Origin of the sequence: Advenella mimigardefordensis DPN7 (assembly GCF_000521505.1) — a bacterium.
GTDB lineage: Bacteria > Pseudomonadota > Gammaproteobacteria > Burkholderiales > Burkholderiaceae_B > Advenella > Advenella mimigardefordensis.
Map to the genome: position 1 here is coordinate 2,601,857 of NZ_CP003915.1, position 15,369 is coordinate 2,617,225.

Annotated in this window: 13 protein-coding genes and 1 other RNA gene; 4 read left to right on the forward strand and 10 right to left on the reverse strand. The window is 54.1% G+C overall.

The window, feature by feature from the left end:
• The 8 genes from rpsA to gyrA form a co-directional block, all read right to left on the reverse strand.
• Nucleotides 1-1,713 (reverse strand): 30S ribosomal protein S1, encoded by a 1,713-nt coding sequence (gene rpsA, locus MIM_RS11985; protein WP_025372996.1) that lies wholly within the window; start codon nt 1,711-1,713, stop codon nt 1-3.
• Between the two features lie 289 nt (nt 1,714-2,002).
• Nucleotides 2,003-2,680: a (d)CMP kinase gene (gene cmk, locus MIM_RS11990; RefSeq protein ID WP_025372997.1), complete on the reverse strand. Its 678-nt coding sequence runs from the start codon at nt 2,678-2,680 to the stop codon at nt 2,003-2,005.
• Nucleotides 2,680-4,017, reverse strand: a complete 1,338-nt coding sequence (gene aroA / locus MIM_RS11995; protein ID WP_025372998.1) for a 3-phosphoshikimate 1-carboxyvinyltransferase — start codon at nt 4,015-4,017, stop codon at nt 2,680-2,682. The genes cmk and aroA overlap by 1 nt, the downstream gene beginning before the upstream one ends.
• Nucleotides 4,014-4,922, reverse strand: a complete 909-nt coding sequence (locus MIM_RS12000) for a prephenate dehydrogenase (protein WP_025372999.1) — start codon at nt 4,920-4,922, stop codon at nt 4,014-4,016. Before MIM_RS12000 ends, aroA begins: the two co-directional genes overlap by 4 nt.
• Nucleotides 4,922-6,058, reverse strand: a complete 1,137-nt coding sequence (gene hisC, locus MIM_RS12005; RefSeq protein ID WP_025373000.1) for a histidinol-phosphate transaminase — start codon at nt 6,056-6,058, stop codon at nt 4,922-4,924. The genes MIM_RS12000 and hisC overlap by 1 nt, the downstream gene beginning before the upstream one ends.
• Before the next feature lie 12 nt (nt 6,059-6,070).
• Nucleotides 6,071-7,159, reverse strand: a complete 1,089-nt coding sequence (pheA, locus tag MIM_RS12010; RefSeq protein ID WP_025373001.1) for a prephenate dehydratase — start codon at nt 7,157-7,159, stop codon at nt 6,071-6,073.
• Nucleotides 7,152-8,285: a 3-phosphoserine/phosphohydroxythreonine transaminase gene (gene serC, locus MIM_RS12015; protein ID WP_025373002.1), complete on the reverse strand. Its 1,134-nt coding sequence runs from the start codon at nt 8,283-8,285 to the stop codon at nt 7,152-7,154. Before serC ends, pheA begins: the two co-directional genes overlap by 8 nt.
• 38 nt (nt 8,286-8,323) lie before the next feature.
• The gene (gene gyrA / locus MIM_RS12020) at nt 8,324-11,035 is read right to left on the reverse strand and encodes a DNA gyrase subunit A (protein WP_025373003.1); all 2,712 of its coding nucleotides are present in this window, start codon (nt 11,033-11,035) and stop codon (nt 8,324-8,326) included.
• A gap of 496 nt (nt 11,036-11,531) precedes the next feature.
• Here gyrA and ompA point away from each other — a divergent pair, with 496 nt between their 5' ends.
• The 4 genes from ompA (at nt 11,532) to MIM_RS12040 (ending at nt 14,288) form a co-directional block, all read left to right on the forward strand.
• Nucleotides 11,532-12,092 (forward strand): outer membrane protein OmpA, encoded by a 561-nt coding sequence (gene ompA / locus MIM_RS12025; RefSeq protein WP_025373004.1) that lies wholly within the window; start codon nt 11,532-11,534, stop codon nt 12,090-12,092.
• A gap of 197 nt (nt 12,093-12,289) precedes the next feature.
• Nucleotides 12,290-13,015 (forward strand): bifunctional 2-polyprenyl-6-hydroxyphenol methylase/3-demethylubiquinol 3-O-methyltransferase UbiG, encoded by a 726-nt coding sequence (gene ubiG / locus MIM_RS12030; protein ID WP_025373005.1) that lies wholly within the window; start codon nt 12,290-12,292, stop codon nt 13,013-13,015.
• Nucleotides 13,012-13,695 carry an HAD-IA family hydrolase gene (locus MIM_RS12035; RefSeq protein WP_025373006.1) on the forward strand — a complete coding sequence of 228 codons (684 nt, stop codon included), beginning with the start codon at nt 13,012-13,014 and terminating at the stop codon, nt 13,693-13,695. Before ubiG ends, MIM_RS12035 begins: the two co-directional genes overlap by 4 nt.
• Nucleotides 13,696-13,724: 29 nt before the next feature.
• Nucleotides 13,725-14,288, forward strand: a complete 564-nt coding sequence (locus MIM_RS12040) for an OmpA family protein (protein ID WP_158318730.1) — start codon at nt 13,725-13,727, stop codon at nt 14,286-14,288.
• A 52-nt stretch (nt 14,289-14,340) separates the two neighbouring features.
• Here the strand turns inward: MIM_RS12040 and ssrA are convergent.
• Nucleotides 14,341-14,717: a transfer-messenger RNA gene (gene ssrA, locus MIM_RS22550) on the reverse strand.
• Between the two features lie 26 nt (nt 14,718-14,743).
• A complete protein-coding gene (locus MIM_RS12045; protein ID WP_025373008.1) occupies nt 14,744-15,295 on the reverse strand; it encodes a DUF1415 domain-containing protein in 552 nt (183 codons plus the stop codon).
• Nucleotides 15,296-15,369: the final 74 nt, after the last annotated feature.

Genomic DNA, 15,369 nt, shown 5'->3' on the forward strand with positions numbered 1-15,369 from the left:
TTAATCGTCTTTAGCTTGGTCGAGCTTAGCCTTGAGCAAAGCTCCCAGGTTAGTCGTACCGGATGACGCGCTGGTATCGCTCATGCGCTGCAGCGCATCTGCGGTCTCAGCATTGTCACGTGCCTTGATGGACAACTGGATTGAACGCGCTTTGCGATCAACGTTCAGAATCATGGCTTCGATGTTCTGGCCTTCTTTCAGTACAGTCGTCGCGTCTTCGACACGGCCGGCTGAAATTTCAGAAGCACGCAGATAGCCCTCAACCTCGAGTGACAGTGTAACAACGGCACCTTTGGCTTCAACAGACTTGATCACACCAGGAACAACCGCGCCTTTGTCATTCGTTGCAACATAATTGTTGAACGGATCACCTTCAAGCTGTTTGATACCCAGAGAAATACGCTCTTTATCGGTATCGATCGCCAGAACGACGGCATCAATTTCGTCGCCTTTCTTGAAGTTACGCACGGCTTCTTCACCAGAATCAGCCCATGACAGGTCAGACAGGTGAACCAGACCGTCAATACCGCCAGGCAGACCAATGAACACGCCGAAGTCAGTGATAGACTTGATCGCGCCATGAACTTTGTCACCACGTTTGAAGTTGGTGGCAAAATCTTCCCATGGGTTTGCACGGCACTGTTTCATGCCAAGTGAAATACGACGACGATCTTCGTCGATTTCCAGAACCATGACTTCAACTTCTTCGCCCAGGCTAACCACTTTACGAGGGTCAACGTTCTTGTTGGTCCAGTCCATTTCAGAAACGTGTACCAGACCTTCGATACCGGTTTCCACTTCAACAAACGCACCGTAGTCGGTGAGGTTGGTGACTTTACCGAACAGGCGTGTGCCTTGTGGGTAACGACGTGCCAGACCGACCCATGGGTCTTCGCCAAGCTGTTTGACGCCCAGGGAAACACGGCTCTTGTCCTGATCGAACTTGAGAACCTTGGCCTGAACTTCCTGACCAACAGACAGAACTTCTGATGGGTGACGAACACGGCGCCATGCCATATCGGTGATGTGCAACAGACCGTCAATACCGCCCAGGTCAACGAATGCACCGTAATCGGTAATGTTTTTAACAACACCAGTAACCACTGCACCTTCTTTCAGGTTTTCCAGCAGTTTCTGACGCTCTTCACCCATGTTCACTTCAAGAACAGAACGGCGTGACAGAACGACGTTGTTGCGTTTGCGATCGAGTTTGATAACTTTAAACTCCATCGTTTTGCCTTCGTATGGTGTTGTATCCTTAACAGGACGCAGATCAACCAGAGAACCGGGCAAAAAGGCGCGGATGCCGTTAGTCATGACGGTAAGGCCACCTTTCACTTTGCCAGTGATGGTACCAGTTACCATTTCGCCGGACTCGAGTGCTTTTTCGAGTGACAGCCATGCAGACAGGCGTTTTGCACGATCACGGGACAGAATGGTGTCGCCGTAACCGTTTTCGAGTGAATCAATGGCAACAGAAACGAAATCGCCTTCGGCAACTTCCAGTTCGCCCTGATCATTCAGGAATTCTTCGAGGGGGATGAGCGATTCGGACTTCAAGCCCGCATTTACGACGACAAAGTTGTGATCAACACGGACCACTTCGGCTGAAATCACTTCACCTGATTTCATATCCTGGTTTTTTACGCTTTGAGCAAATAAATCGGCAAAGCTTTCGCCACCAGTGGCGTCTTGTAAAGAAATGGATGACATTAGAAAAATCCCGGGACCGTCACGGTCTCCTGGCCTTAAAAACACGCTTTGGCAGAACAGCCTGCCGCGGCGGAGTGAAAAAATCTTTCGCCTCAAACCAGACGAAAGCCCTTAAAATTCAACGATAACGCAGTTGACCTTCGCACCTGCCATCATCGCTGAAAAACTGCTTTTACCGGTGGGCTGCCAGAATAACAGCCTGCCCCCCAGGAATAAATACTGCAACCTGCCACACCCGACGTTACATTCACCCGATGTTGCATTTGCCCGATGTTGCACTCGCCGGACGTTACGCCCTATTACGCCAGTGCGCCAGAATACGTTCGACGGTCTGATCTACGTCCAGATTGGAAGAATCAACCACTACGGCATCATCTGCCGGCTTAAGCGGTGCCACCAGACGGTTCTGATCACGGTCGTCGCGCGCTTGCAAATCTTTTGACAAGTCGCCAAGATTAGCAGAAAAACCTTTTTCGATCAACTGGTTATAGCGTCTTTGCGCACGCGCGTCGACGTCTGCAATCAGGAAAATCTTAAGCGGCGCATCCGGAAATACCACCGTTCCCATATCCCGACCATCGCAAACCAGACCGGGAGCCTGCCGAAATGCCCGCTGGCGCTCCAGCAAGGCATCGCGCAAGGGTTGCAACGGTGCAATCCGCGACGCCATGTCACCGATATGTTCCTGACGCAACTGCTCAGTCACGTCGTCGTTATCAAGCAACACTTTGTCGGACAAAAACCGCACATCCAGCTGTCGGGCAATGTCTGCCAGCGCCTGTTCATCGGTATCAGCCACACCTCGCCGGGTCGCTGCCAGTGCGCTCAACCGGTACAGGGCACCACTATCCAGAACCGACCAGCCCAGCGCTTCAGCCACCCGGGCAGCAACCGTGCCCTTGCCGGAGGCGGTCGGGCCGTCAATGGCAATAACAGGAATATGATTCTCCGCCGATCCTTCGGCAATCATGACGCCTCCCTTTGTGTGGACGTGACCAGCGTATTGTAAACGGCAAAATAATCGGGGAAAGTCTTGCTGACGCAGCCTGGGTCCAGGATAGTGACTCCCACCGGCCCGAAGACTGCCAGCGAAAAGCACATGGCCATACGGTGATCGTCATAGGTGGCGATCTGCGCGGTCTGCCATTTTCCGGGCTCGGGAGGCGTAATACGAATCCAGTCCGCTCCCGACTCCACCACTGCACCCAGCTTGCTCAGTTCGGTATGCATGGCGTGAATGCGATCGGTTTCCTTGACTCGCCAGCTACCGATATTGCGCAACGTGCACGGACCGTCAGCGTACAGAGCCAGCACGGCTGCTGTCATGGCCGCATCGGGAATCAGGTTGAAATCCTCATCAAATGCAGGCAGAGGCTGGTGTGCAATACTCTGCTCTCTTTCGGCAATCAGGCTTTGCTCCTGATAGGTGATTTTTCCGCCCAGCCGTTCAATAAACTGGGCAAACGCGATGTCGCCCTGAATACTGTCTTTGCCGATACCGTTGATCTGCAACGGCCCCTGGCCAAGCAGCCCCAGCGCCAGAAAGTAAGATGCGCTGGAGGCGTCACCCTCGATCGCCACCGCATTGGGACTCACGTACCGGCTATCGGCCGCAACCGTAAAGCGCTGCCAGCCGTCCTGCTGAACCGTCACGCCAAAACGCGCCATCAATTGCAGCGTAATGGCGATATACGGTTGGGAAATGAGTTCTCCCTGAACCTCCAGGGTCACGTCACGGCCGGTGCGCGCTGCCAGCATGGGGGCCATCATCAGGAAGGCGGTCAGAAACTGGCTGGACACATTACCCTGAATCGGAATCGGTCCGTCCACATGCAGCTGCGCCGGTGAAATCTGCAGTGGCGGGTAGCCTTCCTGACCTTCATAGCGGATTTGGGCGCCAACAGCCTGTAGCGCGGCGACCAGGTCCCCCACAGGGCGCTCGTGCATACGTGGTACGCCATGCAGGCGGTAATGGCCCTGGGCCACAGCCAGAGCCGCCGTCAGCGGACGAAATGCCGTACCGGCATTCCCCAGAAACAAATCTGCCTCGGTCTGTGGGAACGCCCCCTTGCCATGCACCACAACCTGATTATCCCCGGTCTGGTCGATTTGCAACCCCAGGGTACGCAGTGCAGCAAGCATGACGCGCGTGTCATCTGAGTCGAGCAAGCCGTCAATTCGCGTACTGCCTTCAGACAGCGCTGCCAGTAACAAAACCCGGTTCGAAATGCTTTTCGAACCAGGCAGCGCCATCTGCCCGCTAACCCGTACCGCCGGGGCCAGATATTGACTTACTTCACTCATAATGGTGGATTCTCCCAATCTCGCCGGGCCTGGGCTGCAGCTGCCAGCCAGGCCTCAAACGCGTCATTGTCGCCGCTCTCCAGCATGTGCCGGGCCCGCTCCAGGCAGGTTTGAAAACGGGTAATTTCTTCGAGCATGCAGTCGCGATTGCTTGAAAAGATATCGCGCCACATGATAGGTGGTCCGGCAGCGATCCGCGTGAAATCACGAAACCCGCTACCGGCGTACTTAAACTTGCGATCTGTCTGATCAGCCCCCAGCAGGCTGTACATATAAAGCGCCGACAGAAAGTGCGGCATATGACTGACCGCAGCGAAGATGCGATCATGCTCTGCTGCGTCCATTGGACTGACCGTAGACCCGCAGGCTTCCCATAAGCGGGTCAGCAGATGAATCTGCTCTGGCGTATTTTCCTGCAAGGGAGCCAGAATAACCTGTTTCTGCTCGAACAGAAACGCGTTAGCCGCCTGCGGGCCGGACGTTTCTGCGCCCGCAATGGGATGGCCGGGCACAAATTGCGCCACACGCTCGCCCAGCGAGCGCCGGGCCATGGCAATCACCTGTTTCTTGGTGCTGCACACATCGGTAATGAGTGCGTGTGGCGCCAGAAATGGCTTAATGGTATCGCAGACCGTTTCGAATGCAGAAACCGGCGTGGCAATGACAATCACATCGGCCTGCGAAATCTGCTCGAAGGAGGCAACGGTATCAATGATTCCCAGCTCCAGCGCCTTGTTGATGCTTGCCGGATCATGACTGATACCAAGCACCTTGCCGACAACCCCATTGCGCTTGAGCGACAATGCCAGTGAGCCGCCGATCAGGCCAACCCCAATCACGGCCAGAACCGGAACGGAAAGCGCCGGCACTGCCTCCGGAGCGTGCTCGCTGGCTATGCTCACCATCACTTGCCCAGCACCTCTTTGAGCGCGCTGATAAACCTGGCGTTCTCTTCAGGCAGCCCGATAGATATGCGCAGATGCTCAGGCAATCCATCGCCAATGACCGGACGCACAATGATGCCGCGTTGCAGCAGCGCTGTGTTGACAGCAGCCGCATCACCCACGTGCAGCAAAATGAAATTGCCGAAGCTGGGAACAAACTCAAGCCCCATCTCGGCAAACTGAGCCGACAGCCATTGCTTGCCTTGCCGGTTCAATTCGTAGGTTTTTTCAAGAAATGCGGCGTCTTTGAGGGCTGCGATTGCAGCCACCTGAGCCAGCAAATTCACATTGAACGGCTGGCGGACACGATTCAGGTAATCGGTCAGCTCGGGACGGGCAATCGCAAATCCCATGCGGATCCCGGCCAGGCCATAGGCTTTGGAAAACGTACGAACGACGATGACATTGGAAAAATCCCGTACCAGCTGGGCACTGTCAAATCGCAGTTGCGGATCAAGATATTCGTTGTACGCTTCATCCAGTACCACTGTAACGCGATTGCCGTAGGCCGCGTGGACTTTTTCCACGAAACGACGGATCACTTCGCCGCTATGGAAGGTACCGGTAGGGTTGTTGGGATTGGCAATAAAGAGCAGGCGCGTATCATCGTCTATGGCGTCGAACATCGACTCCAGATCGTGACCATAATTGGCCGCCGGCACTTTAATATGCCTTGCACCACGCGCCTGCGTGGCCAGTTTGTACACAATAAAGGCGTGTTCGGCATAAACGCAGGACGCCTGATGATCGAGAATGGCCAGTGAAATAATTTCCAGCAGATCATTTGAACCATTGCCTACCGTCAGCCAATCAACGGGCACCTGGTAATGCTCAGCCAGTGCCTGCTTAAGCAGGAAGGCATTGGGGTCGGGATAACGGCCCAGCGCCTGCCCTGGTACATTTTCAAGATAGGCGCTGATCGCCTGACGCACCGAATCAGACATGCCCAGGGGATTTTCATTCGAGGCCAGTTTGACAATACTGTCCGGATCCAGCCCGAATTCACGTGCAAGGTCCTCAATAGGCTTGCCCGCCTGGTATGGCATCATCGCATTGACGTTACTGGATATACCAAAGCCGTTGGCTATGTCGGACATTCAAATCACCTTCTATTGCATTGGGTAGGAACCCAGAATTTTGAAAAATGCGGACTGCTGTTTCAGCTCGTCCAGTGCGCGTGCTACGTTCTCGTCAGAGCGATGGCCTAACACGTCCACATAAAAATAGTATTCCCACTGACCTGTGCGCGCAGGCCGGGACTCAAACCGCGTCATGGATACACCGTTACGCGCAAAGGGACTGATCATTTCGTACACGGCACCCACGCGATTGGGCACGGCAAAAATCAGACTGGTCTGGTCGCGTCCGCTGGGCGCCGTTTCGATATTGCCAATGGCCAGAAAACGGGTTTTGTTATTGGCGTCATCCTGGATACCTGAAGCCACAAGCCCAAGGTTCCAGAACACGGCAGCCGTTTCACCGGCAATCGCTGCCACGGTTTCATCCTGGGCGGCATGTCTGGCAGCCTCGGAATTACTGGCGGCAGGCACAATTTCCATCGTTGGATAATGTTGCGACAGCCACTTCTGACATTGCGCCAGCGCCTGGGGGTGCGCCGAGATGCTTTTGACGCCATCCATGGTGCCATGCAGACTCATCAGGCAATGACGGATGGGAATAGAACGCACCCCATGCACCTTGACGGTTGAGTTGAGAAACAGATCCAGCGTCCGGTTAACCGCCCCTTCGGTGGAGTTTTCAACCGGCACCATGCCGACGTCGGCCTGCCCTGCTTCGACGGCACGGAACACTTCGTCAAAGGATGGACAGGGTAGTGGCTGTACCGAATGGCCATAGAACTCCATGGCCGCCTGTTCAGAATAGGAACCTTCGGGGCCAAGATAGGCGACGGTCAGTCCTTTTTCCAGACCTCGGCATACCGAGATAATTTCTGCCCAGACGGCGCGCACTCCGGTTTCGGTGAAGGTGCCGTAGCGATTGAGCTCCTGAAGACGCCGAATCACCTGGGCTTCACGCTCGGGCTTGAGCACGGCGCTGTCCGCCTGAAACTTGTGCTTGACCGCGCCTACATCGATTGCCGTTTGCGCGCGCTGATTAAGCAACTCAAGAATGTCACGATCAATCTGGTCAATCTTATCGCGTAGCGGTTTGAGCGCCTCTTGTAGTGAATTATCCATGCTTGCGCTCGAACTCTTTCATAAAATCAATGAGTGTGGTGACGCCTTCCATAGGCATCGCGTTATAAATAGACGCACGCACACCGCCCACCGACTTGTGCCCTTTGAGTGCCAGCAATCCATGTTGCGCAGACTCTTTCAAAAACTGGCTGGTGAGCGTATCGCTGGCCAGTGTAAAGGGCACGTTCATGCGGGACCGGAACGCCGGCTGGATAGGATTGGTGTAAAAGTCGCTGCTATCTATCTGCGCATATAACGCCTGCGATTTGGCCAGATTGTGTTTTTCAATCTCGGCCAGCCCACCCAGTTGCAACAGCCACTTGAACACCAGCCCGCAAATATAAATGCCATAGCTCGGTGGCGTGTTGAAACGGGAGCGCTCCTTGGCCACATTCACGTAATCGAAGGCTGTGGGGGTATATGGCAGTGCGTGACCCAGCATATCTCTGCGCACGATCACCATGGTGACACCGGCCGGGCCCGCATTTTTCTGGGCGCCGGCGTACACCATGCCAGTTTTGGACACATCCAGCGGACGGGAAAGAAAATGCGATGACGCGTCAAGCACCAGCGGCACATCGGGCGCACCCAGTGCCTGCATATCGGGCATTTGCGCAATTTCCACACCGCCAATGGTTTCATTACTGCAATAGTGAAGATAAGACGCGTCGGCCTGGACGCGCCAGGAATCGAGTGGCGGAACCCAGCACCAGGGGTTATAGCTTACGCCGTCAATCTGCCGCTCTGTATCGGCCGCAGCGGCGACGCGCGCAGTGCCATAGCGGCTTGCCTCTTTATGCGACTTGACTGACCAGCTGCCGGTCAGCACATAATCGGCGCTATTGGACGCATTGCGCGCGATCAGGTTCATTGGAACAATGGCGTTTTCTGCCGTTGCACCACCCTGCATAAACATCACCGCATAATCGTCGGAAATACCTAATAAGGTGCGCAGGTCATCTTCGGCCTCGTCACAAATTTGCGTAAATTCGGCGCCCCGGTGACTCATTTCCATGACCGACATGCCACAGCCACGCCAGTCGAGCATTTCGGCCGCAGCCTGCTCCAGAACGGGCTTGGGCAGGACCGCCGGTCCGGCCGAAAAGTTCCAAAATTGCGTACCCATTATTTACCTTGAAATGTAGGTGGTTGACTCTGAAAAAATCAGGCCTCTGTATCGGTATCCGGTGCCGCTGAATCCGACCCATCGCCTGATGGATCTGTACCGCCATCGACTTGCGAATCTGACTGCCCTGCTTCGGGCAATGCAGCGGTATCGGCGTCGGCCTCGGCCTCATCAACATCGGCATCGCTTTCCACCACGCGTCGTACGCCGGACAGCGTGCTGCCGTCATCGACGCTGATCAGCGTGACGCCCTGCGTGGCACGACCCATTTCCCGCACTTCGGACACGCGGGTGCGAACCAGAACACCACCGGTTGTGATGAGCATGATTTCGTCTGCCGGGTTCACCAGTACCGCGCCCACGACCTTGCCATTACGTGCACTGGTCTGGATGGCGATCATACCCTTGGTACCACGGCCATGACGTGTATATTCCGAAATGGAAGTACGTTTGCCGTAACCGTTTTCGGTCGCAGTGAGCACGCTTTGCGATTCATCACCCGCCACCAGCAATGAAATGACCTGTTGATCACCGTCCAGATTCATGCCGCGCACACCGCGCGCCGTACGACCCATAGGACGCACATCATTTTCGTCGAAACGGACAGCCTTACCGGCGTCGGAGAACAACATCACGTCGTGTTCGCCGTCAGTCAGATCAGCGCCGATCAGATAATCACCTTCATCCAGAGCGACGGCAATAATACCGGCCTTGCGCGGATTGGAGAAATCGGACAGCGGGGTCTTCTTGACCGTACCACGGGACGTTGCCATGAAGACAAAATTAGTATCGGAGAACTCGCGCACAGGCAGTACAACGGTGATTTTTTCACCGTCTATCAGCGGGAACATATTGACGATCGGCCGGCCACGCGAACCGCGGGTGCCCTGAGGTACTTCCCAGACCTTGAGCCAGTACACCCGGCCACGGTCGGAAAAACACAACAGATAATCATGCGTGTTGGCGATAAACAACTGATCAATCCAGTCATCGTCTTTCATGGCCGTTGCCTGCTTGCCCCGACCGCCGCGCTTCTGGGCGCGATATTCGGAGAGCGGCTGGCTTTTGATGTAACCGCTATTGGAAAGCGTGACCACCATATCTGCAGGGGTAATCAGGTCTTCCGTATCCAGCTCGGTCGCATTCATGACCACTTCTGAGCGCCGGACATCTTTGGCATTGGTTGAAAACTCTGCCTTGATAGCCACCAGTTCATCGGAAATAATCGCGGTAATACGCTCTGGTTTGGCCAGAATATCCAGCAGATCGGCAATGGTTTCCATGATACTGCGGTACTCATTGACGATTTTGTCCTGCTCCAGCCCGGTCAGGCGTTGCAGGCGCATGTTCAGGATTTCCTGTGCCTGAACTTCACTTAAACGATAAAGGCCATCGCTCTGAAGCCCGAAGATATCGGCCAGGGTTTCCGGACGATAGGCCGCACTGCCGCCCAGCACACTGCCGTCATCGGCCCGCTGCAGCAATTCACGCACCAGCGAAGAATCCCAGTTGCGTGCCATCAGTTCCTGACGGGCGACAGGCGGTGTGGGCGCGCCTTTGATAATGGCGATGAAATCATCGATATTGGCCAGCGCAACCGCCAGACCTTCCAGCAGATGCCCGCGTTCGCGCGCCTTGCGTAACTGAAATACAGTACGACGCGTAACCACTTCGCGGCGATGGCTGAGGAAGTATTCAACCATCTGCTTCAGATTCAGCAGACGTGGCTGCCCTTCCACCAGCGCAACCATATTGATGCCGAAGGTGTCCTGCAATTGCGTGTGTTTGAACAGATTATTCAGAATGACTTCCGGCACTTCGCCGCGCTTGAGTTCGATGACCAGGCGCATACCGTCCTTGTCAGACTCATCACGAATATCCGAAATTCCTTCTACTTTCTTTTCGTTGACCAGCTCTGCAATCCGTTCCTGCAGGGTCTTTTTATTAACCTGGTAAGGCAGCTCGTCTACAACAATAGACTGGCGATTGCCCTTTTCCATGTCTTCGAAATGGGTTTTGGCGCGCATGACGACGCGTCCGCGTCCGGTGCGATAGCCTTCGCGTACCCCGGTGATGCCATAGATGATACCGCCGGTGGGGAAATCGGGCGCGGGGATCAGTTCAATCAGCTCATCCAGCGTGCAACCCGGATTGCGCAGGCAGTACAGGCAGCCATCGATCACTTCGCTCAGATTATGCGGCGGTATATTTGTTGCCATGCCCACCGCAATACCCGAACTGCCGTTAATCAGCAGGTTGGGCACACGTGAAGGCAGTAACAACGGTTCCTGTTCGCTGCCATCATAGTTCGGCCCGAAGTCCACCGTTTCCTGATCGATATCGGCCAGCAATTCGTGCGCGATTTTGGCCAGGCGAATTTCGGTATAACGCATGGCGGCAGCACTGTCGCCATCGACCGAGCCGAAGTTACCCTGCCCGTCTACCAGCATATAGCGCAGGGAAAAGTCCTGAGCCATACGGACGATGGTGTCATACACTGCCTGATCGCCATGGGGGTGATATTTACCAATAACGTCACCAACGATACGAGCGGATTTCTTATAGGCACGGTTCCAGTCGTTGCTTAACTCGTGCATGGCAAACAACACCCGGCGATGCACCGGCTTTAACCCATCCCTGACATCGGGAAGCGCCCTGCCGACAATTACGCTCATTGCGTAATCAAGATAGCTGCGGCGCATTTCCTCTTCTAGCGATATTGGCAGGGTTTCCCTGGCAAAAGAATCCATAGTACTCATAACTTATTTTGATTTGATACAAACGTCAGAAAATCCGGCAGGCGTCTTCCGGTCTCGCTCGCGGGGCGAATCTGTCATTCTATCATTGTTACAGTCCATTCAGCGCACCGGCAAGCGCGTAATGTGAACATTTATGACCATTTTGTATATTTAAGACTTTACTTTAAGTATAGGACTTTAATTTTTCATTTCCCTCAGGTGCTTCCCACGCACAACGGGCTTTTGCTGCAAATTTGAAACATGGTTTGTGGCTGAAATCCAACAAATTTGGTGCATAAGAGACAATATTGGAAAGTTCCCTTAAAAATGTAGGACTTAGTCTCGGCAAAGACTTCAAAAATCGCTTAAGATTGAACCACGAACAAGGGAAAACTAGTGCAACCCTTTGAATCCATATCCAAGCGTTGCTATACTGACCCTGAATTTCAATCTGCGGCGGGTTTCGCTGCGAGTCAACTTTTAGCTATCAAGCTCAACGAGGAGAAACATGAACAAACCCTCTAAATTCGCATTGGCATTCGCCGTTGTTGCTGCCGCAACGTCTGGTGTAGCATCAGCGCAAACCGTCGATAACTGGGTTAATCCATACGGTCTGGTCTGGATGAACGGCACGAATGAACACTGCTGGCGCGACAACTTCTGGACACCTGCAACCGCTGCTCAAGGTTGTGGCGCTCCTCAAGCTGAAGTCGTTGCTAACAAAGTAACCTTCAACGCTGATACATTCTTCGACTTCGACAAAGCAACACTGAAACCAGAAGGCCGTAATATTCTGGATCAAGTTGCCCAGCAAGTTACTCAATTGAACCTGGAATCTCTGATCGCTACTGGTCACACCGATTCTGTTGGTACCAATGCATACAACCAGAAACTGTCTGAGCGCCGTGCTGCTTCAGTTAAGAACTACCTGATCTCCCGTGGTGTTCCTGCTGACCAGATCATTGCTTCCGGCCGTGGTGAAACACAACCTGTTGCCTCAAACCAAACTCGCGAAGGCCGTGCTAAAAACCGTCGCGTAGAGATCGAAATCGTAGGTACACGCCGCTAATTTCAGCGTCTCCTGCAAAAAGGCTCCTAGTAGCAGTAAAAAGGGCTCCGTTAAGGAGCCTTTTTTACGTCTGTCGATGGCGATCGCAGCGTGCTATCTGGGCGGACTGGCGAAGCTTGAAGATTCATCCACCGCTGGTGGTGTAAAATGCGGCTATTACTAACCTCCATATACGGTATTACTTTTCACCATTGCCTATGTCACAGCCCAGCACGCCCTCCTCCTTGCCCGCCAACGCCAGCCAGGCCGAACTGGATAAATTTGGCGATCTTGCGGCCAAATGGTGGGACCCCACCAGCGAATTCAAGCCTCTGCACGCCATCAATCCGTTGCGCCTGGAATGGATCTCATCGCTGGCTGGCGGCCTGGACGGCAAAACGATCATCGATGTCGGCTGCGGTGGCGGCATCCTGGCTGAGAGTATGGCTGCCCGCGGCGCAACAGTCACGGGTATCGATCTGGCGCAAAAATCCCTGAACGTTGCCCGCCTGCATGGCCTGGAAAGCGGCGTACAGGTGGAATATCGGAATATCAGCGCGGAGCAGATCGCCAGCGAGCGCAGCGGCCAATACGACGTGGTGACCTGCATGGAAATGCTGGAACATGTGCCCGACCCCGGCTCTATTGTTCAGGCCTGCTCAACCCTTGTGAAACCGGGCGGACTGGTCTTTTTTTCCACGCTGAATCGCAATATCAAATCTTTTCTTTTCGCCATTATTGGTGCGGAGTATGTGCTGAATCTGCTGCCACGCAATACGCACACGCACAGCAGCTTTATCCGCCCCAGCGAACTGGCTGCCAGCGCCCGCAAGGCCGGACTGGAGCCCATGTCCATGAAGGGCATGCAATACAATCCCATAACCGATGTTTATTCACTGAATAACGACACATCGGTTAACTATCTGATGGCGACCTACAAATGATCACCACTGTCTTTTTCGATTTTGACGGCACACTGGCCGATAGCGCACCCGATCTCGCACATGCAGCAAACCTGCAACGCCAATATCGCGGCATGCCACCGCTGCCCTATGACATGTTACGCTGCGTCGCTTCTCAGGGCGCACGCGGACTGCTGCGTGTGGCACTGGCACTGACCCCGGACGACGAAGATTACGAGCCGACACGCTTACGATTCCTGGAAGACTACCGCGCCTGCATGACCCAAAACACCGCCCTCTTTCCGGGTATTGAACAGGTATTCGACAAGCTGGAAGATGCCGGCCTGCGCTGGGGAATCGTGACGAACAAGGCCGAAGCATTGTCATTTCCCATGTTCGATTATCTGCAATTGACCGATCGCAGCGCAGCCAATGTGTGCGGCGATACAACAGCGCACCCCAAACCACATCCGGCACCTTTGCTGCACGCAGCAAAACTGGCTGGCGTTGCCCCGGAAACCTGCATCTATGTTGGCGATGACGAACGTGATATCATCGCAGGTAAGGCTGCGGGCATGCCCACCGTTGCTGCCGCATATGGCTATTGTGTCGACGCCGATGAGGTAAAGAGCTGGGATGCTGACCAGATTGCACTCCTGCCCGAAGATGTATGGGATGCCGTCGTAAAAATCAAAGAACAGGCAGGTATACGAAAATCATGAAACTGAACGGGTTTACACGAGCCACCGCGATGACCATAACAGGTGTTCTGCTATCGGCCTGCACATCCTTCGGCAATAACGGCATGGATAATCCGGGTGGCGGCATAGCGGTTGATACCAGCGGCTCACCCGTCGCGCAGCGCAGCGTGACCACGCCGAGCAACTGGAACGAACTGATCGGAGAGATTCGCGCCTCCGACACCCAGAATCTGGGAATTCAGGTTAACCGTGTACGTGATGGCAGCCTGCGTGTGATTTTACCCGGGGGAAGTGCCTTTCGTGGCGGCAGTGCACGCCTGAACAACAAGATGAAGCCGGTGCTCAATACCGTGGCAGGTGCGTTTGCCCAGTCACCCTATTTGCGCATTAAAGTGGTTGGCCACTCCGACTCCCAGGGAGACCCGGTAGCCAACCAGACAATCTCTATCACGCGCGCCACTGCCGTTGTTAACTATTTGATTCAACGCGATGTGAAAAGCGTGCTGATCGAACTTGAAGGCCGTGGCTCTATTGATCCGCTCATGAGTAACAGTACAGCACAGGGTCGCGCCATTAATCGGCGGGTTGAGCTGTACCTGTACGAAATCCGCTAAAGCACTGGATATAGCAAAAAGCCGCAGCACATACCAAAGAAACAGACCAAAGAAAAAGGGAGCCGAAGCTCCCTTTTTTATCCGTTCTGTTGCCAAGTGGATAAGGCTCCTAGCTAGCCAGTATTAGGCTGCTAATGCGTAACTTTCGTCATTTGCATTTAAAGGTTTTGCTTGATTTACGGTCATCGCCTACCGGCTGCCGATCTTCCTATCTTTTCCTGTCGAAACCATGGCGTCCCCATCAGCAGCATACTCGAACCGGCCTTGCAGAAACTGCAGCAAAAGCACAAATACACTTAATATACAAATACACTGTTGGTGGAGACGGCGGGAGTCGAACCCGCGTCCAGAAAACATTCAGTCAACCAGATATACAGCTTAGATTACATAATACCACAAACCGGGACTAATTCACAATCCCCAGCTCACGCTAAAAGCCATTGCATTTCAACGGGTTACTCCTGATCATCCTGCAACAGCCGCTGCCATCCCTCAACGCCCAGCTCCTGAACCACGGCAATGTTGCGCTCGAAAATGACACTGGGATCCGGGTATTGCTCCGCCGCCTTATCCAGGCTGTCTTCGCGCAACAGATGCAAAATGGGATACGGTGCGCGGTTGGTGTAGTTGCTCAGATCGCCTGGCTCGGTGTCGGCAAACTGGTATAAAGGATGAAAGCTCGCCAGCTGTATTTCACCGATCAATTCCAGATCATCCAGCACCGCTTCAGCGATATGCAGGTAGTCATTAAAGTCGCTGAACGCTTCGAACATACAGGGCACGACCAGCAACGTGGTGTCTGTTTGCTGCGCCGGCGTGTTCGCCAGCCACTGCAACTCTTCGTAAAGCTGCGCCGTTAATGCCTGGCTGTCCTGCGCCTGGCAAATAGCGATTCGTACCTGGTCCTTTACATAAACACTCTTGGCGAAAGGACAAAGATTGAGGCCGATGACTGCTTTTTCAAGCCAGCGACGCACACGATTTTCGATCAGACTGGTGTCGTTCATACAAAACAATTCCGGGTGGGTGCCATAAGCACAGACGGGTAAAAGGATAGTTGCGGAATGATCGCACCCCATTT